This is a genomic window from Robiginitalea rubriflava, assembly GCF_052540725.1.
The window spans coordinates 1180822-1205552 of record NZ_CP199309.1 but is presented as its reverse complement, the minus strand read 5'-3'; the positions used below and the strand labels follow the sequence as shown (position 1 = coordinate 1205552).

General features: G+C 46.1%; 26 protein-coding genes. 14 read left to right on the top strand and 12 right to left on the bottom strand.

Features of this window, described 5'->3' with window-relative positions:
* Positions 1 to 18: 18 nt before the first annotated feature.
* The gene (gene hemH, locus ACT6NU_RS05570) at positions 19 to 1062 is read right to left on the bottom strand and encodes a ferrochelatase (protein ID WP_445383476.1); all 1044 of its coding nucleotides are present in this window, start codon (positions 1060 to 1062) and stop codon (positions 19 to 21) included.
* A gap of 181 nt (positions 1063 to 1243) precedes the next feature.
* Between hemH and ACT6NU_RS05565 the strand changes: the two genes are divergently transcribed.
* The gene (locus ACT6NU_RS05565) at positions 1244 to 2332 is read left to right on the top strand and encodes a mechanosensitive ion channel family protein (protein WP_445383475.1); all 1089 of its coding nucleotides are present in this window, start codon (positions 1244 to 1246) and stop codon (positions 2330 to 2332) included.
* The gene (locus tag ACT6NU_RS05560; RefSeq protein ID WP_445383474.1) at positions 2329 to 3192 is read left to right on the top strand and encodes an N-acetylmuramoyl-L-alanine amidase-like domain-containing protein; all 864 of its coding nucleotides are present in this window, start codon (positions 2329 to 2331) and stop codon (positions 3190 to 3192) included. The genes ACT6NU_RS05565 and ACT6NU_RS05560 overlap by 4 nt, the downstream gene beginning before the upstream one ends.
* 18 nt (positions 3193 to 3210) lie before the next feature.
* Here the strand turns inward: ACT6NU_RS05560 and ACT6NU_RS05555 are convergent, their stop codons facing one another.
* Positions 3211 to 3966 carry a ThuA domain-containing protein gene (locus tag ACT6NU_RS05555; protein WP_445383473.1) on the bottom strand — a complete coding sequence of 252 codons (756 nt, stop codon included), beginning with the start codon at positions 3964 to 3966 and terminating at the stop codon, positions 3211 to 3213.
* Between the two features lie 30 nt (positions 3967 to 3996).
* Complete coding sequence (locus tag ACT6NU_RS05550) at positions 3997 to 4890, bottom strand: helix-turn-helix transcriptional regulator (protein ID WP_445383472.1); 894 nt, start codon at positions 4888 to 4890, stop codon at positions 3997 to 3999.
* A 202-nt stretch (positions 4891 to 5092) separates the two neighbouring features.
* Here ACT6NU_RS05550 and hemA point away from each other — a divergent pair, with 202 nt between their 5' ends.
* The 10 genes from hemA (at position 5093) to ACT6NU_RS05500 (ending at position 14235) form a co-directional block, all read left to right on the top strand.
* Positions 5093 to 6349: a glutamyl-tRNA reductase gene (gene hemA, locus ACT6NU_RS05545; protein ID WP_445383471.1), complete on the top strand. Its 1257-nt coding sequence runs from the start codon at positions 5093 to 5095 to the stop codon at positions 6347 to 6349.
* Positions 6346 to 7260, top strand: coding sequence for a hydroxymethylbilane synthase (gene hemC / locus ACT6NU_RS05540; RefSeq protein ID WP_445383470.1), 915 nt, complete (start codon positions 6346 to 6348; stop codon positions 7258 to 7260). Before hemA ends, hemC begins: the two co-directional genes overlap by 4 nt.
* On the top strand, positions 7257 to 7934 hold the full coding sequence (locus ACT6NU_RS05535) for a uroporphyrinogen-III synthase (protein WP_445383469.1): 678 nt from the start codon (positions 7257 to 7259) through the stop codon (positions 7932 to 7934). The genes hemC and ACT6NU_RS05535 overlap by 4 nt, the downstream gene beginning before the upstream one ends.
* Complete coding sequence (gene hemE, locus ACT6NU_RS05530; RefSeq protein WP_445383468.1) at positions 7927 to 8964, top strand: uroporphyrinogen decarboxylase; 1038 nt, start codon at positions 7927 to 7929, stop codon at positions 8962 to 8964. Before ACT6NU_RS05535 ends, hemE begins: the two co-directional genes overlap by 8 nt.
* A complete protein-coding gene (gene hemF / locus ACT6NU_RS05525) occupies positions 8954 to 9856 on the top strand; it encodes an oxygen-dependent coproporphyrinogen oxidase (RefSeq protein WP_445383467.1) in 903 nt (300 codons plus the stop codon). The genes hemE and hemF overlap by 11 nt, the downstream gene beginning before the upstream one ends.
* Complete coding sequence (locus ACT6NU_RS05520) at positions 9847 to 10647, top strand: PhzF family phenazine biosynthesis protein (RefSeq protein ID WP_445383466.1); 801 nt, start codon at positions 9847 to 9849, stop codon at positions 10645 to 10647. The genes hemF and ACT6NU_RS05520 overlap by 10 nt, the downstream gene beginning before the upstream one ends.
* Before the next feature lie 10 nt (positions 10648 to 10657).
* Positions 10658 to 11647, top strand: a complete 990-nt coding sequence (hemB, locus tag ACT6NU_RS05515; RefSeq protein ID WP_445383465.1) for a porphobilinogen synthase — start codon at positions 10658 to 10660, stop codon at positions 11645 to 11647.
* Between the two features lie 47 nt (positions 11648 to 11694).
* Complete coding sequence (locus ACT6NU_RS05510) at positions 11695 to 12795, top strand: CNNM domain-containing protein (RefSeq protein WP_445383464.1); 1101 nt, start codon at positions 11695 to 11697, stop codon at positions 12793 to 12795.
* Complete coding sequence (locus tag ACT6NU_RS05505; protein ID WP_445383463.1) at positions 12767 to 13267, top strand: methylated-DNA--[protein]-cysteine S-methyltransferase; 501 nt, start codon at positions 12767 to 12769, stop codon at positions 13265 to 13267. Before ACT6NU_RS05510 ends, ACT6NU_RS05505 begins: the two co-directional genes overlap by 29 nt.
* A 254-nt stretch (positions 13268 to 13521) precedes the next feature.
* Positions 13522 to 14235 carry a 3'-5' exonuclease gene (locus ACT6NU_RS05500; RefSeq protein WP_445383462.1) on the top strand — a complete coding sequence of 238 codons (714 nt, stop codon included), beginning with the start codon at positions 13522 to 13524 and terminating at the stop codon, positions 14233 to 14235.
* Positions 14236 to 14318: 83 nt separating this feature from the next.
* Here ACT6NU_RS05500 and ACT6NU_RS05495 read toward each other — a convergent pair whose 3' ends face one another.
* Positions 14319 to 14690, bottom strand: coding sequence for a winged helix-turn-helix transcriptional regulator (locus ACT6NU_RS05495; RefSeq protein ID WP_445383461.1), 372 nt, complete (start codon positions 14688 to 14690; stop codon positions 14319 to 14321).
* A 303-nt stretch (positions 14691 to 14993) separates the two neighbouring features.
* Between ACT6NU_RS05495 and ACT6NU_RS05490 the strand changes: the two genes are divergently transcribed.
* Positions 14994 to 15518: a GNAT family N-acetyltransferase gene (locus ACT6NU_RS05490; RefSeq protein ID WP_445383460.1), complete on the top strand. Its 525-nt coding sequence runs from the start codon at positions 14994 to 14996 to the stop codon at positions 15516 to 15518.
* 403 nt (positions 15519 to 15921) lie between these two features.
* On the top strand, positions 15922 to 17145 hold the full coding sequence (gene hflX, locus ACT6NU_RS05485; RefSeq protein ID WP_445383459.1) for a GTPase HflX: 1224 nt from the start codon (positions 15922 to 15924) through the stop codon (positions 17143 to 17145).
* A 239-nt stretch (positions 17146 to 17384) separates the two neighbouring features.
* Here the strand turns inward: hflX and ACT6NU_RS05480 are convergent, their stop codons facing one another.
* The 8 genes from ACT6NU_RS05480 to sufB form a co-directional block, all read right to left on the bottom strand.
* Positions 17385 to 18311, bottom strand: a complete 927-nt coding sequence (locus ACT6NU_RS05480) for a DUF3078 domain-containing protein (RefSeq protein WP_445383458.1) — start codon at positions 18309 to 18311, stop codon at positions 17385 to 17387.
* Positions 18312 to 18380: 69 nt separating this feature from the next.
* Positions 18381 to 18884: a DUF2480 family protein gene (locus ACT6NU_RS05475; protein ID WP_445383457.1), complete on the bottom strand. Its 504-nt coding sequence runs from the start codon at positions 18882 to 18884 to the stop codon at positions 18381 to 18383.
* A 10-nt stretch (positions 18885 to 18894) separates the two neighbouring features.
* Positions 18895 to 19224 carry a DUF59 domain-containing protein gene (locus ACT6NU_RS05470; RefSeq protein ID WP_445383456.1) on the bottom strand — a complete coding sequence of 110 codons (330 nt, stop codon included), beginning with the start codon at positions 19222 to 19224 and terminating at the stop codon, positions 18895 to 18897.
* A gap of 9 nt (positions 19225 to 19233) precedes the next feature.
* The gene (locus ACT6NU_RS05465; RefSeq protein WP_445383455.1) at positions 19234 to 19659 is read right to left on the bottom strand and encodes a SufE family protein; all 426 of its coding nucleotides are present in this window, start codon (positions 19657 to 19659) and stop codon (positions 19234 to 19236) included.
* A gap of 113 nt (positions 19660 to 19772) precedes the next feature.
* Positions 19773 to 20999: an aminotransferase class V-fold PLP-dependent enzyme gene (locus ACT6NU_RS05460; RefSeq protein ID WP_445383454.1), complete on the bottom strand. Its 1227-nt coding sequence runs from the start codon at positions 20997 to 20999 to the stop codon at positions 19773 to 19775.
* 77 nt (positions 21000 to 21076) lie between these two features.
* Positions 21077 to 22393 (bottom strand): Fe-S cluster assembly protein SufD, encoded by a 1317-nt coding sequence (gene sufD / locus ACT6NU_RS05455; protein WP_445383453.1) that lies wholly within the window; start codon positions 22391 to 22393, stop codon positions 21077 to 21079.
* 35 nt (positions 22394 to 22428) lie between these two features.
* Positions 22429 to 23181: a Fe-S cluster assembly ATPase SufC gene (gene sufC, locus ACT6NU_RS05450; RefSeq protein ID WP_445383452.1), complete on the bottom strand. Its 753-nt coding sequence runs from the start codon at positions 23179 to 23181 to the stop codon at positions 22429 to 22431.
* A gap of 51 nt (positions 23182 to 23232) precedes the next feature.
* Complete coding sequence (sufB, locus tag ACT6NU_RS05445) at positions 23233 to 24678, bottom strand: Fe-S cluster assembly protein SufB (RefSeq protein ID WP_445383451.1); 1446 nt, start codon at positions 24676 to 24678, stop codon at positions 23233 to 23235.
* Positions 24679 to 24731 lie beyond the last annotated feature (53 nt).

Here is a 24731-nt window from a genome sequence, read left to right as displayed (position 1 = left end):
GGTCTCCTTATGTGATACTTATTGCACCTTTAATTCCGGCAGGGACTCCTTCTGGTTCCATTGGTCAATCCATTTTGCCATCAGCCCCACCCAGTCTTCCCGGTCGTTGAGGCAGGAAATATGCTTATAAGCAGTTCCGCCGGCTTCCATGAATTCTTCTTCTCCCTCCATGGCTATTTCCTCCAGGGTTTCCAGGCAATCACTTACAAAAGCAGGGGTAATTACGGCCAGCCGGGTTTTCCCTTCCTTCGCAAGGCGTTCAAATTCGTAATCCGTATAGGGCTTAAGCCATGGATCTCCGGCAAGACGGCTTTGGAAGGAAGTACTTACTTTATCCTCTTCAAGGTTCAGCGCTTTTTTAACTTTCTCGGTGGTATCATAGCACTGATGGCGATAACAGGTATGATGGGCTACCGAATTCGTTTTACAACACTGTCCATCTATTTTACAATGATAGCGGGTAGGGTCAGACTTTCGGATATGCCGCTCCGGAATTCCGTGGTAGGAAAACAGTACATGGTCATATTCGAAGTCTTTCAGCCCCTCGGCTATAGAGTCTGAAAGGACTTTTATATAATCCGGATTGCTGTAGAAAGCAGGCAGGGTAGTAAGCTTTATTTCAGGAAATTTGGCGGCCTGTACCTCCAAGGCTTTTACCACAACGGTCTCATAGGAACTCATGGCGTAATGCGGGTAGAGAGGAACCAGGAGCACCTCAGATACGCCCTTATCCTGCAATTCCTGCAGGCCCTGCTCAATACTGCCGCTTCCGTATCGCATCCCAAGGGCAACCGGAATGGAAACCTGCTTCTGTACTTTTTCTTTAAAACGCTCGGAAATGATAATAAGGGGAGAGCCTTCCTCCCACCAGATTTTCTTGTATGCCTTGGCAGATTTTTTTGGACGGGTTTGCAGAATGATTCCCCTGACCAGCAGGGTTCGCAACCATTTGGGCGCATCAATAACGCGCTCATCCATCAGGAATTCGTCCAGATAAGGTTTTACGTCCCTGGCGGTTGGACTATCCGGGGAACCTAAATTGACCAGTAAAACACCTTTCATAGGGGTTGAGTTGTTTTTGGGCAGGGTTGTTTGAAAGTGATACAAAAATAAGGCTTCATCCCGGAAGATTGGGCATAGGCACCTGCCAATTGTCGATAGAGCTATAATTAAAACTAATTTAACCTGCCCGTTCTGGTTTATACCCTTGAATTTTCATAGATTCAGAGCTTATAATTGAGATATGCTTAAAGGAATTTTTCAGGATCAATCACAGCAATCGCTGTTTATTTTGATTTCTACCCTTCTGGCATTGGTGGTGCTTTATTTAATAGCAGCCCGTTTGCTTAGACATTACGGGAAGAATCCGAAATACCTCTTACCCTCAGGGACGGTTAAAAAGGTAGCATGGCCGCTCTTCCTTATAATGGCCTCATTGCTGATTCGCCTGCAGTCCCTTCGCACCTTACTGGGGCTTGAAGACTACGCCTACTTTTTCCGGAAGAGCAGTACCCTGCTGTTTATATTCGCCTTTACATGGCTAATAATCAGATCGTTGCGCGTAATCAAACGATTGATAATAGAGCGATACGACATAGAGGAGGCCAATAACCTGAAAGCCCGGAAGGTCTATACGCAATTTACAATTCTGGAGCGGATTATCATTTTTATTGTAGTGGTATTGGCCATGGGCCTCGCCCTGATGAGTTTTGAAGAAATCCGGGAGATCGGGGTCAGTGTTTTTGCATCTGCAGGGGTTGCAGGGATAATTATCGGATTCTCCGCCCAGAAACTTATAGCCACTATCCTCGCAGGGGTACAAATAGCTCTTACCCAGCCCATCCGAATGGATGATGTGGTGATTGTAGAGGGAGAATGGGGAAAAATTGAGGAAATCACCCTAACCTTTGTGGTGGTTCGAATCTGGGACAAAAGGCGCCTGGTTCTTCCCACCACCTATTTTATAGAAACCCCTTTTCAAAACTGGACCAAAACCTCTTCCGATATCCTGGGGGCGGTATTTCTGTATACCGATTACAGGGTTTCCTTTGAGGCTATTCGGAAAGAACTACAGCGAATTGTAAAAGACAACCCCCGTTGGGACGGGGAGGTAGCCAATATTCAGGTAACCGATTCCAAACCCGGCCACGTGGAGATCCGGGCCCTGGTCAGCGCCGCGGATGCAGGTACCGCCTGGGAACTGCGGGTTGAAGTGAGGGAAAAACTGATCAGCTTCCTGCAGCGGGAATACCCAGAAAGCCTGGCGCATACCCGTATCCTCTTAAAGGATGAATCCGTCGCAGGACAACCGGACAAACCGAAAACAAATTGAGAGCCCATTTCCACAGAGTATTGATAATTTTTGCTACTTTCTTTCTTTCGGCAGGACAGGGGGTTGCACAGAAAGTTACGGTAACCCCGTTGGATCATGCTATATTCCAAAGCCTGCAGGAAAGTCTGAATGTGGACAAGCCTGAAACCCTTGACGGCGCAATGATCCGGGTGGGAAAGGCACTTATAGGGACACCCTATAAGGAAAAAACCCTGGAGGTGGGCGAAAAGGAGCATTTAGTAGTGAACCTGAGGGGAATGGATTGCACTACCTATGTTGAGAATGTTTTGGTTTTAGGCCGGATGCTTCATAAAGGCGAAAAAGGCTGGAATTACTATTTAGAGGAGCTTCAAAATGTTCGTTACCGCAACGGCAAAATTAAAGGATACCCTTCCCGCTTGCATTATTTTACAGACTGGATCCGGGAGAACGAGCGCAAGGGATTGGTGATGGACGTTACCGAAGCCATAGGCGGGGTAACACTTTACAAACCCATAAATTTTATGGGGACGCACAGGGATCTCTATCCTTACCTGGCCTCTAAGGAGAATTTCAGGCAGATCCGAATGCTCGAAGCCGAAGTTTCGGCAGCGCCAATTTGTGTGCTGCCTGCAAGTGAGGTGACAACTGCGGAAACCAAAATACAACAGGGGGATATCATTGCGCTGGCCACAGATATAAAAGGCCTGGATGTTACCCATACAGGAATCGCTATCCGGATGGGTGATGGCCGGATACACCTTTTGCACGCTTCTACAAAAGGGGCCGTTATGATCAGCGAACAGCCAATTTCAGACTACCTAAAGGGAATCCGAAACAATATTGGAATTGTAGTGGCACGGCCGCTTCCCAATTTCTAACCGGCACTCTGGCCCTCTTTAATTTGCACCGAGACAATAAAGGATTCCTCCCCTGAGATGTTCCAGAAACAATGGATTGTCGAAAGCTTCGCGGGTATGCCCCAGACCGGTGTAGAACATCCTACCCCCGTCGAATTCTCTGAACCATGCAATGGGGTGGTTGGGGCCGTTTTCGCCACCCTTGTAGCTGCCTTCATCCAGATTAAGAAGCACCTGAATTCCGGGTTGTATCTCTTTAAAATTATACCATTCATCAAAATGCTCCCAGTTCTCTTCAAGGTGTCTGGTAGATGGGTGATCCCGGTTTACCACCTGTAGCCTTGCCTGCTGTTGACTGGGGTGAGATTTGAAATAGGCGCCTACCAATTCCCCGTACCAGGGCCAGTTGTACTCCGTATCTGTGGCGGCATGTATTCCCATAAAACTCCCTCCATTCCGGATAAAGTCTTCAAAGGCCTGTTCTTGTTCAGTTCCCAACACATCCTGGGTGGTGCTCATAAAGACTACGAGTTGGAATTGCGCCAGGTTTTCAGGATTAAATTGCAATGAATCTTCTGTATGCTCCATAAAAACTCCTTCAGCTTCCGCTAATTTTTCCAGTGCCCTAACTCCCTGCTCAATAGACTGGTGCCTGTAGCCATTTGTTTTAGTGAACACCAGCATTCGGACATCGTTTTGGACCGGAGGTTCCTGTGTGCTGGATTTACAACAAACCAGAAAAGTAAGCAGGACCGGTATAATCATCAGGCGACGGGAATGTAGCAGCTTAATCATTTTACAAAAGGGTTTTATATTTCAGTAGTACTAAGCACCCTGCTGTGCCAGGGACATCAGGTATTTTTTTGGGGTGGTATGGTATTTCTTTTTGAAGGCAGCAATAAAATGGCTGGCGGTACTGTATCCTATTTTAAGGCCTACCTCATTTACGTTATACTTTCCGCTTTCAAGCAGCTTTCGCGCAAACTCCATTTTGTAATCGAATAAAAAGCTGAAAACAGAATCCCCGTACACCTGTTTGAACCCCTCCTTTAGTTTTTTAAGGCTCAACCCGACTTGTTGGGCCAGTTCACCAAGCCCGGGTGGCTCGGCCATTTGTTCAATAATTATGTCCTTGGCCTTTCTGATTTTACTGAGGTTTTCCTCATCTACCAAAAAGGGGCATTGAGCGGGCAGGTTATCGGCATTGCGGTTAAAAAAGAGGGAAAGCAGTTCGTACGCCTTGGCTTTACAGTATAATTTACTTACCGAAGGATGCATATGCTGGTTAGACAGCTGGCTTAAGACCAGGGAAATAGAAGGATTAATGGGTTCCTGCTGATAGTATTTTTTGTCCCGGTATTCCTCACTCAAAAAGGGGATATACCCGGCCTCACTGGTAAACAAGCCGTGAAACTTACGAATGGTCATCAGCAGGCTCAGGACCTCACTATTGGGCATAAGTTCCAGTTGTAATGGCAGGTCTGTCTGGGGATTATAGAGTAACAGGGACTGATCCTGAGGGACTTCCAGGGAATAGCGATTTTCATTATAGTGGAACAGCCCCCTGCCTTTAATACAAAAATGGAATTGTACGTAACGGCGGTCTACCTTCCGTTTGAAAAGGGCCTTTTCAGCAGATTCATTACGCGCCTGCAGCAGCAGAAACGACTCCTCTATTTCAATCTCAAATAATGAACCGCCAGCGATATTTTTTTCCATACGCTTATGAAGGTTTTGCATCAATCTATTTAGAATCTTTCTAAATAGGATGGCATTCAGCCCTTTAATTTTGGGTAAAAGTAATGAATTTGTCTAAATGAGGCCTTTAATGAGTATTTTATACGCCGAACGGCATTTATAGAACTTCTGGCGTTATTTTTAATAATCTATTCCGGTTATTTTTGTGCGGCTTAAGCGATTTATGAAGAAGTACCATATTTCCAGACACCATCGTTTTATTACAGTTGGACTTTCCTACCAGAAGGCAGATGCTGAAATTCGCGGAACCTTTGCGCTGGATCCGCAGAGTACTGAGAGGCTTCTGGAGCAGGCCCTGGAGGAAGGCATAGACGGGCTGCTGGTTTGCAGCACCTGTAACCGAACAGAACTTCACGGTTTTGCGGCTGCCCCTCAACATCTTATCCGCCTGCTTTGCAAACATTCCAGAGGGACGGAGGAAGATTTTGAAAAGGTAGGCTACGTTTACCAGAACCACGATGCGATAACCCATTTGTTCCGGGTGGGAGCGGGGCTTGATAGCCAGATTTTAGGAGATTTTGAAATTATCAGCCAGCTTAAAAAGGCGTTTACCCTTTCCAGGGATAAAGGAATTGCAAACCCCTTTCTGGAAAGGCTTACCAATGCGATCATACAAGCCAGCAAACGGATCAAAAATGAAACGGGGATATCCTCAGGTGCCACCTCTGTGGCCTTCGCTTCCGTACAATACTTACTTGCCCGTGTTCCCAATATAGAAGAAAAGAACATTCTGTTATTTGGTACAGGGAAAATAGGAAGGAATACCTGTGAAAACCTGATTAAGCATACCCGAAACCCGCATATTACCCTGGTTAACAGGAGCCAGGCCAAGGCAGAAAGTGTTGCGGGAAAATTTAAACTAAATGTTCGGCCGTACGAGCAACTCGGGGATGAAATTTCCCGGACGGACGTACTGATCGTGGCAACAGGGGCTAACAATCCAACCATCACCCCGGATTTAATCCCAAAAGGCCAAAAAATGTGGATCCTGGACCTGTCAATCCCCATGAATGTGGTTTCAACGCTGAGCGAAAGACCGGAACTGACCGTGGTGCATCTAGACCAGCTTTCATTAATTACAGATAACACTTTAGAGGAGCGAAAAAAACATATACCTGAGGCCGAAAGGATTTTGGCTGAAGTGCAGGATGATTTCAATCAATGGTTGGAAAGCAGGAGATTTGCACCCACCATTCGTGCTCTGAAGGAAAAACTACAAACACTCAAAGCAGAAGAACTGGATTTTCAGTCAAGGAAACACAATGGCTTCGATCACAGCCATGCAGAAGTGGTTTCGGATCGGATCATCCAAAAAATTACCCGGCAGGTTGCCAGCCATCTGAAAGATCCGGACAACGACCCCGATGAGTGCCTGGAGCTCATTCAGCGGCTATTCAGCCTCGAAATTAAAACCCCATGAAAAAACTTTTTAGGATAGGTACTCGCGATAGTGAACTTGCACTGTGGCAGGCGATAACTGTTCGCAAAGGGCTGGAATCGCTGGGGTATGAATGTGAATTGGTTCCGGTTAAGGCAACCGGGGATCTGGTGCTTGACAAACCATTGTACGAGCTGGGGGTGACCGGAATATTTACCAAAACCCTGGATGTAGCCCTTCTAAAAGGTGAAATAGACCTGGCGGTGCATTCATTAAAAGATGTGCCCACCATGCTTCCGGAAGGGTTGGAACAGGCCGCTGTTTTAGCCAGGGCAAATCCAACAGACATTCTGGTTCATAAAGGGACCGACTTTTTAAACTCTGAAGGGGTTGTGGCAACCGGCAGCCTCAGAAGGAAAGCCCAATGGTTGCGCAGGTATCCGCAGCATGAAATAGTGGACCTCAGGGGAAATGTCAATACCCGTTTACAGAAATTGCAGGATGAAAACTGGAATGCGGCCATTTTTGCAGCAGCAGGTCTGGAACGCATAAACCTTTTGCCGCGGAACCACCACTCACTGCATTGGATGCTACCCGCACCGGCACAAGGAGCTATGGTGGTTGTGGTTCGTTCCGACGATACCCATAGTAAGAAGGCTGTTTTACCTTTAAATCATGCGGATAGTGCACTTTGCACTTCTGTGGAGCGGGAATTTCTGCGTGAACTGGAAGGCGGGTGTACAGCTCCAATTGGGGCGCTGGCCAGTTTTGCTGATGATCAGCTCCGTTTACGAGCGGGCTTGTTTGCCCTGGATGGCAGCGAGGCTATTTTGATTGACAAAGAGACGGAAAGAAATACGGCTGAGGGCTTTGGGAAGAGCTGTGCACAAGAAATATTGCAAAATGGCGGGGAAGCATTGATGAAAGCTATCCGAAAAGATATGGTGCGGTGAAACGACTCCTTTCGACCAAGATTCTGGATCCGAAAGCAGAAGCGCTCCTGAAGGGGGCAGGTTTTTTCCTGCAGCAATACGACGCTTTGGAGATTGAATTTATGCCTGTGCACATGGAAAGCCTTCCGGCTATTTTTAGCAGTCGCAATGCAGTAAAGGCTTGCTTTGGAAATCCAACTGCTAAGCCAGCTGAAATAGTACCCGAATGTTTTTGCGTTGGGAACAAAACAGCAAGCTTATTAGAGCAATACGGGCAGCGGGTAATTGCGCAAGAGGCAGACGCCAGCCGTCTCGCCAGGCTGATCGTAAAAAAACATGCCCATAAATCTTTTATCTATTATTGCAGTGACCGCAGACTGGATACCCTGCCGGATGAATTAAAAGCAGCCGGTATCCCTCTGGAGGAACGTATCGCCTACAAAACCAAATTCAGAAAACAGAGCTTTGAAAACCCATTTGACGGGATACTGTTTTTCAGCCCAAGCGGGGTGCAAAGCTTTCTGGAAGGAAATGAGCTTGGCGATGCCTGGGCCCTTTGTATAGGTTCTACTACTGCCGGGGAGGCCAAGAAATATACCGATAAGATTAAAATAGCGAAACAACCCGAAGCAATGGCTTTGGCGGAACTGGCGATACAGTTCTTTTCGAAAAACACAACAGACATCCATGAGTGAAAATCTTCAAAATGATTTGTTTTTACGTGCCCTGAAGGGAGAATCTGTGGCCCGGCCACCTGTCTGGATGATGCGACAGGCCGGGCGATACCTTCCTGAATTTATGGAAATAAAGCAGAAATATGACTTTTTTACCCGTTGCAGGACCCCGGAACTGGCCTCTGAAATAACTGTTCAGCCCATCCGAAGGTTTCAGCCGGATGCCGCTATCCTCTTCAGTGACATCCTCGTTATTCCACTGGCAATGAATATTGAGGTTGAAATGAAAGCCGGGCTAGGCCCCTGGTTACCCAACCCCATTCGCAAGGCAGCCGACCTGGACAGTGTGATCGTGCCTGATATTGATTCTACCCTTGGATATGTTATGGAGGCCATTAAAATGACCAAGGAAAAACTGCAGGGGCAGGTACCCCTTATCGGGTTTGCCGGATCTCCCTGGACCATTTTATGTTATTGCGTACAGGGGCAGGGCAGCAAGACCTTTGACCAGGCCAAGGCATTCTGTTTTACACAGCCTGAGGCCGCCCACCAATTGCTTCAAAAAATTACCGATACCACAATAGCCTATTTAAAAGCTAAAGTAACCTCTGGGGTGCATGCGGTACAAATATTTGATTCCTGGGGAGGGATGCTCTCTCCTGAGGATTATCAGGAATTTTCCTGGCAATATATACAGCAAATCATAGATGGGTTAAAAGCGATGGCCCCGGTTATTGTCTTTGGCAAGGGTTGTTGGTTTGCCCTGGACAAAATGGCCGCCAGCGGGGCTTCCGCCCTGGGGGTAGACTGGACCTGTAGCCCTCAGATTGCCCGAAAATTGAGCGGAGGGAAGATTACGCTGCAGGGCAATTTTGACCCTGCCCGATTGCTTTCACCGCCTGCAACCATCCGCAGAATGGTGCATAAGATGATTGATGAATTTGGTACCGATCGTTATATTGTTAATCTGGGGCATGGAATTCTCCCGAATATCCCGGTTGAAAATGCAGGAGCGTTTATCCGGGCTGTAAAAGAATATCATGAAGGATAAGTTCTATCAGTACATACAACAGTTACAGGACCAGATCTGTTCTGCCCTGGAAGCGGAAGACGGGAAAGCCCGTTTTAAAGAAGACCTCTGGCAACGCGAGGCAGGTGGTGGGGGGCGTACCCGTGTAATTGAGGACGGAGCCGTATTTGAAAAAGGAGGGGTAAATATCTCAGCAGTACACGGCCCTTTGCCCGAAAGTATGCAGGCATACTTCAAAGTTGGAAAGGTAGACTTTTACGCCTGTGGCCTGAGCCTGGTCTTGCACCCAAAAAGCCCGATGGTGCCTACCGTCCATGCCAACTGGCGGTACTTTGAGATGTACGATGCAAATGGGAATGTGGTAGACCAATGGTTTGGAGGCGGTCAGGACCTGACCCCCTATTACCTTTTCGAAGAAGATGCCCGCCATTTTCATGCTGTATGCAAACAGGCTTGCGATAAACACCACCCTGAGTTCTATCCGGAATACAAGAAGAAGTGCGATGAATATTTCTGGAACCACCACCGGGCAGAAGCTCGGGGAGTAGGAGGCTTGTTTTTTGATTATTGCCGGGCAACAGATTCCTTCAGTATGGATAACTGGTATGAATTCGTAACCGAGGTGGGAGATTCTTTCCTTAATGCCTACCTTCCTGTTGTAAAACGACGAAAGGAATTTCCCTACACTGAGCAACAATTAGACTGGCAGCAGATTCGCCGGGGGCGTTATGTGGAATTCAACCTGGTACACGATAAAGGGACCTTGTTCGGCTTAAAGACCGGGGGTCGGATAGAGAGTATCCTGATGAGCCTCCCCCCGCAGGTACAGTGGAAATACGATTATACTCCTGAAGCGGGAAGCCCTGAGGCTGAATTGGTAACCGTTTTGAAAAACCCAAGGGAATGGCAGTAACAAGACAAAAAATGTATCAGGTAGACGCTTTCACTTCAGAACTCTTCCACGGAAACCCGGCAGCAGTATGCCTGTTGGAGGAATGGTTGCCGGATCCGTTGATGCAGGCCATTGCAGCTGAGAATAATCTGGCGGAAACGGCCTTTGCTGTTCAAACAGGCAGCATATACGAATTGCGCTGGTTTACACCGGAGACCGAGGTAGCCCTCTGCGGGCATGCAACCCTGGCCACTGCCCATGTTATTTATTCCACAAAGGCAGATACCACTTCGCCCATTAAATTTAAAAGCCGGGAGCGCGGCATCCTTGAAGTACATAAAGAGGGGTCCTGGCTGGTACTTGACTTTCCATCGGAAAAACCTGAAACCGTTGACGAGCCCACCGGGCTGTTTGAAGCAATAGGGTTAAACCCGACAGCACTTTATAAAGGCCTGACCGATTATATGCTCATTTATGAAAATGAGGATCAGATCCGTAGCCTGCAGGTAGATTTTACAAAACTAAACCGGATACCAGCACGCGGGGTTATTGCTTCGGCCCCAGGCGATACCGAAGACTTCGTTTCCCGTTTTTTTGCTCCGCAGTCCGGCGTTCCCGAGGATCCGGTAACGGGGTCTGCCCATACCCTGCTGATCCCGTACTGGGCTAAGCGACTTGGGAAAAATAAACTCAGTGCCAGGCAGCTTTCTGCCCGCGGAGGGGAACTCAAATGTGAGTTCCATGGAGATCGCGTGCGAATCGCAGGCCAGGCCATCACTTATATGACCGCAGATATTTATCTGCCCCATTAAATTTACCATTATGTATCCATCTATCCGAAATCGCAGACTCCGCACTAACCCGGCCATAAGGGATTTAGTGCGGGAGACATCATTGAGCCCCAATGATTTTATAGTACCCCTGTTTATAGTGGAGGGGACTGGCATAAAGGAAGAAATAGCGGCAATGCCGGGATATTTCCGCATAAGCCTGGACGTCTTAAAAGGCGAGGTAAAAGAATTGTGGGGCATGGGGTTGAAAGCTGTATTGCTATTTGTAAAAGTGGCCGATTCCCTGAAGGATAATTCCGGAAAAGAAGCCCTTAACCCGGATGGCTTAATGCAAAGGGCCATTAAAACTGTAAAGGAGGGCTGTCCGGAAATGCTGGTCATGACTGACGTGGCATTGGACCCCTATTCCAGTTATGGTCATGATGGCATTGTAGCGAACGGCAAAATCCTGAATGATGCGACTACAGTAGTTTTGGGGGAAATGAGCCTTTCCCACGCCGTGGCCGGGGCAGATCTGGTAGCCCCCAGCGATATGATGGATGGCAGGGTAGGCGTTATCAGGCAGGCTTTGGATACAGGAGGGTTCACCGATACGGGCATAATGAGCTATAGTGCCAAATACGCCAGCAGCTTTTACGGCCCTTTCAGAAGTGCGCTGGATTCCGCTCCGGTGGCAGAAAAGGATATCCCGACCGATAAAAAGACCTATCAGATGGATCCCGGCAACCGTTTGGAAGCGATAAGGGAAACCACTTTGGATATAGAGGAGGGGGCCGATATCGTAATGGTTAAACCCGGCCTCTGCTACCTGGACATCGTCAGGGATTTACGCGAGGCTTTTGAGGTTCCTATTGCGGTATACCAGGTTTCCGGGGAATACGCCATGCTAAAAGCTGCCGCCTCCAGGGGTTGGCTGGATGAAGAAGCCGTAATGATGGAGCAACTGTTGTCTATCAAAAGGGCAGGAGCTGATCTTATTGCCACCTACTTTGCCAGGGAAGCGGCAAAGTTACTGGGCTAAAGGAATACTTTGATTTTATTGTATCTTAGACACCATATTATCGTATTATGGGGCTGTTAGTTTTCTACGCCATACTTTCCATTTTCTTTTCTTTTTTGTGTTCCATTCTGGAAGCGGTATTGCTCAGTGTTACCCCAACCTTTATCAATGTTAATAAGAAAGAGGGTAAGGGCTTTGCCGCTACCCTGGAAGAACTAAAGAAGGATGTGGACAAACCGCTTATTGCCATTTTGACCCTCAACACAATAGCCCATACAGTAGGAGCTATCCTCGTTGGGGTACAGGCAAAGGTTGCCTATGCCGAGATATATGGCCAGACCCAAAGGAGCTTTTTGGGGATTCCTTTTACGGAAGACCTTATGGTAGGAGTAGTCTCCACCCTGATGACCATACTAATACTGGTGGCTTCCGAGATCATTCCGAAAACCATTGGGGCAACCTATTGGAAACAATTGGCTGGTATATCCACTGTAGTACTGAATATTTTAGTTTGGACTTTGCGGGTAACAGGCCTCTTATGGGTATTACAGCTTTTTACCCGCCTGATTGGAAAGTCTCATCAGGGAAGCGTACTGAGCAGGGAAGATTTTACGGCCATGGCCGATATTGCGCATGAAGAAGGCGTTTTTGAAGAATCGGAATCCAAGGTTATTAAAAACCTGTTGCAGTTTGACAATATCCGTGTAAAGGATATCATGACCCCCCGGGCGGTCATGAAAATAGCCCCGGAAAGCCAGACGATTTCCAAATTTTTTGAATTAAATCCAAAGTTGCGCTTTTCACGGATACCGGTCTACGGGGAACGGGTGGATATTATCACCGGATTTGTGCTTAAAGACAACGTGCTGGAGGAACTGGTCAACGAGAATGGCAGCCTCCCCCTCTCCGAAATCAAACGGGAGATCCTGGTGACCCGAAGGACCACGCCCATCCCACAGCTTTTTGATACCCTCATCCAGAAGCGGGAACACATTGCCCTGGTGGTGGATGAATACGGCTCGGTAAGCGGCCTGGTAACCATGGAAGACGTTATTGAAACCCTCCTGGGCCTGGAGATCATGGATGAGAGTGACAATGTGGAAGACTTGCAACTGCTGGCCCGCAAAAAATGGGAAGACCGTGCCAAAAGAACCGGAATTATTGAATAAGGTAGAAGAGGCCTGTCTTGAAACGCCATTGGGGACAGCTATTTTGAAAGGTGGCCCCAACGGTCTGAAGTCGATCAGCGTAACCGATCGCAGCATGGCCCAACAAAGCATTCCCGATTCTCTGAAAGAAGCATATACGCAGTTACAGGAATACTTCGAAGGGGATCGAAAGGAGTTTCAGCTAAAACTGGATCCGGAGGGAACACCCTTTCAGCAAAAAGTATGGGCGGCCCTGCTCCAAATCCCCTTTGGCAAAACCCTTTCCTATATGGAGCTCTCAAAGCAATTGGGAGACCCGAAGGCTATCCGGGCAGTGGCCGGCGCCAATGCTAAAAACCCCTTGTGGATTGTTGTTCCATGTCACAGAGTTATTGGTTCTGACGGGGAATTAACAGGCTATGCCGGGGGTATTTATCGGAAAAAATGGCTGTTAAACCACGAAAGCGCCAGTCCGCAGCAGAGCCTTTTTTAGTTGCCACCGACCGGGTGGTCTGTTACCGCTTGCAAAGTACCTGCATAAACACTTTTTTACGTATTTTATCCGAACAAGCGACGGCTTATCGGGATTAACCAAAACTTGCTGTGTCCCGCACCAAAAGGCAGGCAGACCGGGTGGTCTGTGCCGGGATGATTGGTTTATAAAACCGGTTAAATGAAAAGAAGGGGCAAAAGATGCCTGCTTTGAAGTTGCATTGCGGATATTCATTTTTAAACTAAATGAGGAACATGCTCCATAAAATACGCCTGGAAAATATTCTGTTTCTGGACATTGAAACGGTACCCCAGGCTGCTGCCTTCGATGAACTTTCTGATGAGGCCAGGGAATTATGGGCTCTGAAGACTCAATTTCAGCGTAAAGATGAATTTAGCCCCGAGGAATTCTATGAACGAGCCGGGATCTTTGCTGAATTTGGAAAGATCATCTGTATCTCAGTAGGCTTTTTTGCCAACAGGAAAGGGAAAAAGGAATTCAGGGTCCGGACGTTTTCTGGATCTGAAGACGTCCTGCTCCGGGATTTTATAGAATTGCTGGAATCCCATTTTAGCCATCCCTCCAATTTGCTGTGCGCCCATAATGGAAAGGAATTCGATTTTCCATACCTGGCCCGGCGGATGGTTATTAACGGGATTTCAATCCCCTCCAAATTGACGCTTTTTGGTAAAAAACCCTGGGAGGTTCCCCACCTGGATACCATGGAACTTTGGAAATTCGGAGACTATAAACATTTCACATCCCTGCGCCTGCTGGCCCATATACTGGACATTCCCTCGCCTAAGCAGGATCTGGACGGAAGTAAAATCCGATCGGTATATTATGAGGAATGCGATTTGGAGCGGATTGTTAAATACTGCGAGCTAGACGTAATTACAACGGCCCAGGTTTTATTGAGGTTCAGGAATGAGGAGCTGTTGAATCCTAGCCAAATTGTATACGTCTAGAGGCAGGGTACCGGAACTTTATCTGAAGAAAATAAAAATATAAATTTCTATTGAGAGCTCATATAAGCTAACTCGGCGTTTTTTTAATTATCAATCAATTCGCCATTATTCTCAGCATACTGATTTCCCCATTCGGTAATTAATGCTATAATCGGAATTAAACTCTCACCCAATTCCGTCAGAGAATACTCCACTCTGAATGGAGGTTTTTTTCCAAACTTTTTACGTTTAACAAGGTCATTACTTTCCAGGGCGGAGAGCTGGATACTCAACATCTTATCGGTAACATCCGGAATTAGTCGTTTAATCTCAGAAAAGCGAAGTTTTCCATTTCTGAGATACCAAAGTATTATTGACTTCCATTTACCGCCAATGAAACTGAAACCCACGGCAGTTCCGCAGTGAAAAATTTCATTGTTAATTCGGTAAACTTTTTCTTTATTATCTAAGATCATGGCATCATTTTAAACTGTCAATGATAACAGCTATTGTACTTCAAAGATATTAAATATAATTTTATACTATAAAAAGTATAGTATACATGAATGCATATGATCTGTTAGGTTACATAGGTTTGGCTTTAAACCTGTATTCCATGTACACTAAAGGTGAATACAGTTTGCGACTCTTTTCACTAATAGCAAACATCGTCTACATTTTCTATGGCCTACTAATATCCGCAATGCCTATTGTGATCGGTTGTGCTATTGCAGTTATGCTCCATCTGTACAGAATAAAAAATTTAAAAACCTATAAACATGCTGAAGATTCGAAAAGCAAAAACAACTGATGCCAGGTTTATTGCCTTATTAGGAAGAATCACTTTTAGCGAGTCCTTTAAGTATTTATTTCGCGATAAGGATGACCTGCTGGCATATCTCGAGATAACATTTTCGGTAAACAAGATTAAGAGTAGTCTTCAGAAGGAGAATAACATCTATTGGATTGCATTATATAAGGATCTTCCGGTTGGTTATGCAAAACTGAAACTAAACTCCCGCTCAGAATTTCTTGAACAGGAAGAAGTTTGTCAACTTCAAAAAATCTATGTTTTAAAGGACTACCTGTCTATGAAAATCGGGTTTAAGTTACAGAATTTGTTATTACAAGAGGGAAAAAACAGGGGGTTTCGAAATATATGGCTATCCGTTTATGACGGTAACCTCAGGGCTATTAATTTTTATGAAAGAAATGGCTTCAAGCCGATAGGAACACACAATTTTCAAATCGGAAAAGAAAATTTCAAATTTATAGCTATGGCAAAAGAACTACTACAGAATTAATAGTCTGTATTAGTAACTTGTAGAGTCTATGCTCCGGCTTAAATCCAAAAAATCTTAGGCTTCAATTCGATTGATTCTATTGTTTCTCCCTGCTTTATGATTGTATAAGGCATGTATTATAGAAGGCCGTTTGCTTTTATTAAGTTGATATGCGAAAAAGTTGTCAATCTTTGATAACCACACTTCTTGAATTTCGATTACTACAAATATTTCATCTCCCTGTGCTGGCTCTACCTTGCATAAGCGTTCTCTGGACATATCAGGAATGATAAAAAATAAAAACAAACGGTATATTGTTTAAAAACGTACCGATCGTTATTTGTATTTTTCTTAATAAAAGGGCCATCCACAAATTCTTAAGACTTCCATCCAATTCCGTAGCTTTGCAAAAGAGAAGTGAGCTATGCTGGAAAAGAAAACCATAACATTTGAGAGGGCCGTATTAATCGGGATCATCAACAGGGAACAACCTGAGGAAAAGGTAAAGGAATACCTGGACGAACTGGAGTTCCTTACCTATACAGCCGGGGGAGAGGTGATCAAGCGCTTTGTACAGCGTATTGACGTTCCCAACCCCAAAACCTTTATCGGTAGCGGGAAGCTGCAAACAGTGGAGCATTTTGTAAAGGAACACGATATTGGTGCGGTTATTTTTGACGATGAGCTCAGCCCGGTGCAGCAACGAAACATAGAAAAACAGCTGCGCTGCAAAATCCTGGACCGTACCGGTCTGATCCTGGATATTTTTGCGCAGCGTGCTGCTACCAGTTATGCGCGGACCCAGGTGGAACTGGCCCAATACGAATATCTGCTGCCCCGCTTAACCGGACTCTGGACGCACCTGGAGCGTCAAAGGGGAGGTATTGGGATGCGCGGGCCCGGGGAAACGGAAATTGAGACGGACCGCAGGATCGTTCGGGACCGGATCTCGCTGTTAAAAAAGAAGCTGGCCAAAATAGATAAGCAGATGGAAACCCAAAGGGGTAACCGCGGTTCATTGGTCCGGGTGGCCCTGGTCGGATATACCAACGTGGGAAAATCTACCCTGATGAATGCTATCAGTAAAAGCGAGGTTTTTGCCGAGAATAAACTCTTTGCTACCCTGGACACCACGGTCCGCAAAGTAGTTTTAGGAAACCTGCCCTTTTTACTCAGCGATACAGTAGGATTTATACGGAAACTGCCGACACAGTTGGTAGAGAGTTTTAAGAGTACCCTGGATGAAGTGCGGGAAGCAGATTTGCTCCTGCACATAGTGGATATTTCACATCCCAGCTTTGAAGATCACATAGACTCTGTAAACCGTATTTTGGGGGAGATTGACTGTGCAGACAAAAAAACCCTGATGGTCTTTAATAAAATAGACCTGTACAAAGCCGAAGAACTGGAGGAGGATGATCTGATCACGGAACGAACTACAAGCCACTACAGCCTTCAGGAATGGCGGGACACCTGGATGCAGCGAATGGACGGGAATTCGGTTTTTATCTCGGCCCTCGAAAAAGACAACCTGGATGAATTCCGGTATAAGGTTTATCAGGAAGTTCGAAAAATACACATCAGCCGCTTCCCGTATAACAATTTCTTATATCCGGAAAATCTGGATGAGTACAGTACCGAATCCTGACAGGGGAAAATTTCAACGATATTTCCGCACCCCTTGTCGGACACACAACAACTTCGACGCAGTTTGCAACAAAATTTATGGCCTTTGAGATTTGTGGCCTAAGTTTACCATGTGTTTAAGTGATAGTGTTGAACCCCAAATCAAAACCTGAGCTTGCACATTATCTAACCAGATATTTAACCTACCCCAATGAAAAAGCCCCGAAAAGTCGGGGCTTTTTTAGTTTATATTGGTCTGCCTCAGAACTTATAGCTCAGACCAAGGGTCCAGTAGGTTTGGAGGTCATTGTCCACGTTGTCAAAGGTGGCCCCGGTATCGCCCAGGGTATTGATTGCGTAGTTAAGCGCCTCCTGCTTGTTGCTCCTCAATCCGAAATCGAACCCAACGCCTATCATTTTCCACAGCGTATAGCTGAAGGAGTTGATCCATGTAAGGTTGCTGAGGTTTGAATCTTCATAGCTCTGGAACATGGAAAGGTTGGTCTTGAAATTTATGGCCCCAATTTCCCTTGTATAATCCGCAACTATTTTGGCACCAGCCGAAGATTCGAAAATGTTGTCTTCACTGCTGAATACAAAGTTGTAGTTGAGCGGATGGATCACCACCACCAGGTTGTCAATTGGTGTCCAGGTGGCTCCAATACCTAAATCCAGGTAACCCGGGTCGTTAAAGTTGCTCAGGATAGTGGTTCGGTATTCCCCCAGAGCCGATGCGGCAAGGGTCTTTGTCAATTTGTAACCGTAGAGGGAAGTGATATTGAATACATCTACTGTTTCCCGGAACCCGTCATCATCGTTAGGGTCGTCTTCGTCGTCAAGCTTCACCCAGCTAAGGTTGATATTAGCTGCATTCCTCCAGAAGAATTTTTCCTCTTTCAGGTTGGCATACGCATTTACGGTAAACCCGATATTCCCTGAGGAGTTGTTCGGGATTCCCTGGGCATACCAATTGCTGAAATTGGATATGCTCCCTCCAATGGTACCAAAAGCCCCAACTTTCCAGCCAGGCAGGGCATCGATTTGTTTTTTAATGGCATTGGCCCTTCCCTGAATAGCATTAATGGAATCTTTTTTCTCGGCCAGTGAAGCTTTTAATTCTTCCTCCGTCTGCCCGTAAAAAACAGAAGTGCCCAACAGGCACAACAGTATGGTAAAAACTTTTTTCATTATGTGTCCATGTTATGATTACGGAACAAATGTATAAAATGTTCCTTTATTGAGAGGTAAGTTTATTGCTTAGCGCTTATACAGAGGGACAGATGAGCAGGCTTCCCCATAGAGGAGTCTGGAAGCAACATCCTGTAACTTCTGCAAAATCCAGATGTAGGCAGAGGGGGGAACCGGCAATTTGCTGCACCCTTTGATGATAACCGGTTTGTCCCGGTAGGCTTCCAGATCCGCTTTTGCCAGTTCTTCCTGGAAGATGGCCGTCTCTAATTGAACAGCATCCCCCACCACAATTTTACGGGCAAAAGAATTCAGGTAAGTGGTAATAAGCATGTATGCCCAGGCGGGGACAATGGCATCCGTAGAGCAGAACAAATACACATAGGTGTCCTTATAGTCATCCCATTGATGCTCCTTTAAAGAATCCCTGAAGGGCTTTTCCCTTAATAAAAAGCCAGATTCCAGCCACTGGCTGATATCGACTCCAACCCGAACCCCTTTGGGATAATACTCCTCAAGGTCAAAGGTTTTAAGTACGCTATTGGCAACCCGGTTTACTATTTCCCCTTCCATTTTTTGTCCTTTAAAGCAGCCCCAATTCCAATTTGGCTTCCTCACTCATGAGTTCCTGCGTCCAGGGGGGGTCAAAGGTGATTTCGACCTCCGCATCCTTTACCAAATCCAGGGATTTAACCTTTTCCTCCACTTCCACCGGGAGCGTTTCGGCAACCGGGCAGTTGGGCGAGGTCAGTGTCATCAGGATTTTGACTTCAGATTCCTCATTGACAAAAACATCGTAAATAAGCCCGAGTTCGTAAATGTCTACCGGGATCTCCGGATCGTAAATGGTCTTTAATACCCTTACGATCTTTTCGCCTAACTCCTGTGTATCTATATGTGTTTCCTGTTCCATTTTTTGTATCTATTTTTCTAATTGAGACTGATAAGCCACTGCATACAATTTTAATTGCTTGATCATGCTCACCAAGCCGTTCGCCCTGGTAGGGGAAAGGTGTTCCTTCAACCCTATCTCGTCAATAAAATCTGTATTGGCAGCCAGGATGTCCGATGGACTCTGATTGTTAAAAGCCCGTATTAAGATAGCGATTATTCCCTTGGTAATAATGGCTTCGCTATCGGCTGTAAATTGCAGTTTGCCGTCCTCCATATCTGCGTGTACCCAAACCTTGCTCTGGCAGCCTTTAATAAGGTGATCTTCCCGCTTGTATTGTTCATCAATTTGCGGGAGGGATTTCCCCAATTCGATCATATACTCGTAGCGCTGCATCCAATCATCGAACATTGAAAATTCATCAATGATCTCCTGTTGTATCTCTGCTATCTCCATCAATCTAAAAATTTGTACAAAAGTACGATAAGATATCTGCTCATTCAACAGTCTTGGCCAATTGCGGTATTGGTTCTACCAATGTTTACGGGGTTCCTGTAGAAACCTGCAAATCAAGCCAACATCTGGCGGGCCTTCTCTACCCCTTCCACCAAACGGTCCACTTCATCCAGGGTATTGTAAAAGCTAAAACTGGCACGGACCGTTCCCGGGATTTCATAGAAATCCATAATGGGCTGAGCACAGTGGTGCCCGGTACGCACCGCTATTCCCATCTGGTCCAGGAGGGTGCCCACATCGTAGGGGTGTATGCCTTTGAGGTTAAAGGAAACCACCGCCGTTTTCTGTGCGGCTTCCCCATAGATTTTTAATCCAGGGATCTCCTTCAGTTTTTTGGTGGCGTACTCCAGCAGGGCTTCTTCGTATTCCGCGATGGTGTCCATTCCTATGCCGTTAACATAATCCAGGGCTGCTCCAAAGGCAATGCCCCCACAAATATTAGGAGTACCTGCTTCAAATTTATGGGGCAGGCCGGCATAGGTCGTTTTTTCAAAAGTTACTTCAGCGATCATCTCGCCACCACCCTGGTAGGGAGGTAATTTTTTCAGCCAACTTTCCTTGCCGTATAATATACCAACTCCGGTGGGCCCGCACAGCTTGTGGGCAGAAACGGTATAGAAATCCACATCCAGCGCTTGCAGATCGGCCCGGATATGCGGTGCGGCCTGGGCCCCGTCAATCAATATGGCAGCCCCAACGCTATGGGTGAGCTGTATAATTTTCTCTATAGGGTTAACGGTGCCCAGTGCGTTGGAAACATGGTTACAGAAAACCAGCTTTGTCTTGTCAGACAGCCCTTCTTCAAAGATATCCAGCAGGAGCTCCCCATTTTGGTTCATGGGGATAACGCGTAATTTGGCCCCCGTTCTTTCGCAAAGCATTTGCAAGGGTACAATATTGGAATGGTGCTCCATGGCAGAGACCCAGATTTCATCTCCCTTTTTTATAAAAGAGGTAAATCCCTGAGCAACCAGGTTGATCCCGTGTGTGGTTCCTGAGGTAAAGAGGATTTCATGTGAATGTGCCGCATTAAAATGCTTTTGGATCTTGATGCGGGCCTGTTCATAGGCATCAGTAGCTTCCTGGGACAAGGCATGTACCCCACGGTGGATATTGGCATTGTAACGGGAATAATAATCCACTATAGCATCGATAACCTGTTGCGGGGTTTGGGAGGTTGCCGCATTATCCATATAGATCAATGGATAGCCATTGACCTTCCTGTTGAGAATGGGAAAATCCTTTCGAATTTTTTGGATGTCCAAGGCAATTTTTTTCATAGGTTACAAAGATACCTTTGCCAGGCGAAATGCAGGGCATCGGAAAATGAGGTGAAGAAAGTTAATCCTGAAACAGGTTAAAGGTCAAAGCCCAGGTGAACCCCCAGTTTCTGGGCAATCAGCTTATTGATGCGGGCCTTTACTTCCGGGATCCGGACACTTTCCAGTACGTTATTGGCAAAAGCATACATAAGCAGTGCCGCTGCCTCCTTCTTAGGGATTCCTCTGGATTGCAGGTAAAACAAAGCGTCTTCATCCAACTGGCCTATGGTACAACCGTGGGAACACCGCACATCGTCCGCAAAGATCTCCAGCTGTGGTTTGGTATTGACCGTTGCCTTGTCGCTGATCAGCAGGTTGTTGTTCTGCTGGAAAGCATTGGTTTTCTGCGCTATCTTGTCCACTATGATCTTACCGTTGAATACACCTGTAGACTTTTCACCGAAAATGCCTTTGTAATCCTGGTGGCTTTCACAGTTGGGTTTTTGATGATGTACCAGGGTATGATGGTCTACGTGTTGTTTTTCCCCCAGGATGGTAACTCCTTTAAGGGTAGATTCAATGCGCTCACCATCCTGATAGAAGTTCAGGTTGTTACGACTCATTTTCCCTCCGAAGGAAAAGGTATGTACGCTTACATTACTACCGTTTTTCTGGTCAATGTAAGTGTTGTCGATCAGGGTTGCGGTCTTGCGGTCATTCTGGACCTTGTAATAGTCCACGATGGCATTCTTGGCGGCAAAAATTTCCGTCACCGAATTGGTAAGCACTTCATTGGAAGTTAAGCTCTGGTGCCTCTCCAAAACCTGTAGTTCTGCGTTTTCCTCAACAATAATGAGGTTTCTGGGCTGTAGTAAAAGGGAAGCCTCATTCCCGGTTGAAAAATGCAGGATTTCCACAGGTTTCCTCGGGGCCTTGTTCTTAGGGATGTAGATATAGGCACCCTCCCGTGTAAATGCAGTATTTAAGGAGGTTAGCGAGTCTTCGCCTCTGGCGGCCTTATTGAAATATACATCTATAATAGGCTTGTACATCGGTTTGGAGATGGCGGAACTCATCAGGCAAATATCCACCCCGTCATGCGTTGTTTCTGATAAATAGGAGCTGTAGATACCATCTACGAAAACAATTTTGTAGGTATCTATCTCGTGAAGGAAATATTTCTTTACGTCCTTGTATTCAATAGTGTTTTCCTCTTTGGGGAAAATACTGAAGTCTACTTTTTGAATAGGCGCAAGGGAAGTATACTTCCAGGCTTCCATTTTTTTATGTGGAAAGCCTTTTACTTCAAAATTCTTAATGGCTTCTGAGCGAATATCATGGACAGGATTGTCTATGTCCACCTCATTTTCGAAAGCCATAAAAGAAGCCAGTAATTTTTCTTTTAAATCCATTTTCTTGTTCTTATGCTTCTTCTGTTACTACAGGTTTACAGGACCGCTTCCTGCTTAATCCAGTCATAGCCTTTTTCTTCCAGTTCAACTGCAAGATCCTTGCTGCCGGACTTGACAATTTTCCCGTTGTGCAGTACGTGAACAAAATCGGGTACGATATATTCCAGTAATCGCTGGTAGTGTGTAATAACGATAACGGCGTTGTCTTTGCTCTTCAGCTTGTTGACCCCATTGGCCACAATGCGCAGCGCATCGATATCCAGTCCGGAATCCGTTTCGTCCAGGATGGCCAGTTTGGGTTCCAGCATGGCCATTTGGAAAATTTCATTTCGCTTTTTCTCTCCTCCGGAAAAGCCTTCGTTAAGGGAACGCGAAAGGAATTTTCGATCAATCTCCAACATTTCTGCCTTTTCCCTGATTCGTTTCAGCATCTGGTTGGCGGGCATCTCGGGAAGCCCCTGGGCCTTGCGCGTCTCGTTTATGGCTGTCTTCATAAAGTTGGTTACCGTAACCCCGGGAATTTCCACAGGGTACTGGAATGAGAGGAAAATCCCCTTATGTGCCCTTTCTTCAGGGGCCACCTCTTCCAGGTCCTCTCCTTCGAGCAGTATTTTGCCTTTGGTAACTTCAAACTCTTCTTTCCCGGCAATAACCGAGGCCAGGGTACTTTTACCAGAGCCGTTCGGGCCCATTATGGCATGTACTTCGCCTGGATTCACTTCCAGGTTGATCCCCCTGAGGATTTTCTTGTCTTCAACTCCTGCGTGCAGGTTTTTGATCTTTAGCATATTCTTTATTTTTATAATCTGGAGACTTGGACTTTTTTTAAATTATTTGGCTTATCCAACAGAACCTTCTAAACTAATCTCAAGCAATTTCTGGGCTTCCACTGCAAATTCCATGGGCAGCTTGTTCAGCACTTCCTTGCTGAACCCATTTACGATAAGCGCGATGGCTTTTTCGGTATCAATACCACGCTGGTTACAGTAAAAGATCTGGTCTTCGCCTATCTTACTGGTAGTGGCTTCGTGCTCTACCTGTGCAGATTTGTTTTTGGCCTCTATATAGGGGAAGGTATGTGCTCCGCATTCATTCCCCATCAGCAGGGAATCACATTGCGAAAAGTTCCGGGCATTTTCTGCCCTGCTGCCAATCTGAACCAGCCCCCTGTAGGAATTCTGAGATTTTCCGGCCGAAATCCCTTTGGAAATAATGGTGCTACGGGTATTTTTCCCCAAATGTATCATCTTGGTACCCGTATCTGCCTGTTGAAAATTGTTGGTGACCGCTATGGAATAAAATTCCCCGATAGAATTGTCACCCTTCAGGATACAGGATGGATATTTCCAGGTAATGGCGGAACCGGTTTCCACCTGGGTCCAGGAAATTTTGGCGTTGCGCTCGCATATCCCTCTCTTGGTTACAAAATTGTAAACCCCTCCTTTCCCCTGGTTGTCTCCGGGATACCAGTTCTGTACGGTGGAATATTTGATTTCGGCATTATCGAGGGCTATCAGTTCTACCACTGCGGCGTGCAACTGGTTTTCATCCCGGGAAGGAGCAGTACAGCCCTCCAGATAGCTCACATAACTTCCTTCATCCGCAATTACCAGTGTACGCTCGAACTGTCCTGTTCCGGCCTGATTGATTCGGAAGTAAGTAGATAGCTCCATGGGGCAACGGACGCCTTTCGGAATGTAACAGAAAGATCCGTCTGAAAATACTGCTGAATTAAGGGCTGCATAGTAATTATCCCTTTGGGGAACTACTGAGCCGATATATTTTTTAACAAGTTCCGGATGCTCTTTTATGGCCTCCGAGATCGAACAAAAGATAATACCCTTTTCGGCAAGTGTTTTCTTGAAGGTCGTGGCAACGGAAACAGAGTCCATTACGATGTCTACAGCCACTCCGGCCAGTTTTTTCTGCTCATCAATCGAAATACCCAGCCTTTTAAAGGTATCCAGCAATTCCGGATCAACTTCGTCCAGGCTATTGTATTTTGGCTTTTTGTTGGGAGCGGAGTAATAAGAAATATTTTGAAAATCCGGTTTTGTGTAATGGATGTTGGCCCATTCGGGCTCTGTCATTTCCTTCCAGTAGCGAAAGGATTCCAGCCGCCACTTAGTCATCCAGTCCGGTTCCTCTTTTTTCTTGGAAATTGCAATAACGATCTCCTCGTTCAAACCCTTTGGAAAGGTGTCCGATTCAATGTCTGTATAGAAGCCGTACTCGTACTCTTTGGTTTCGAGTTCTTTTTTTAATTCTTCTTCTGTATATGCCATCCTTACTTTTCTTTTTTCCTTTACCTGCTGTTAGGCTTTCTGAGAGGCCATCT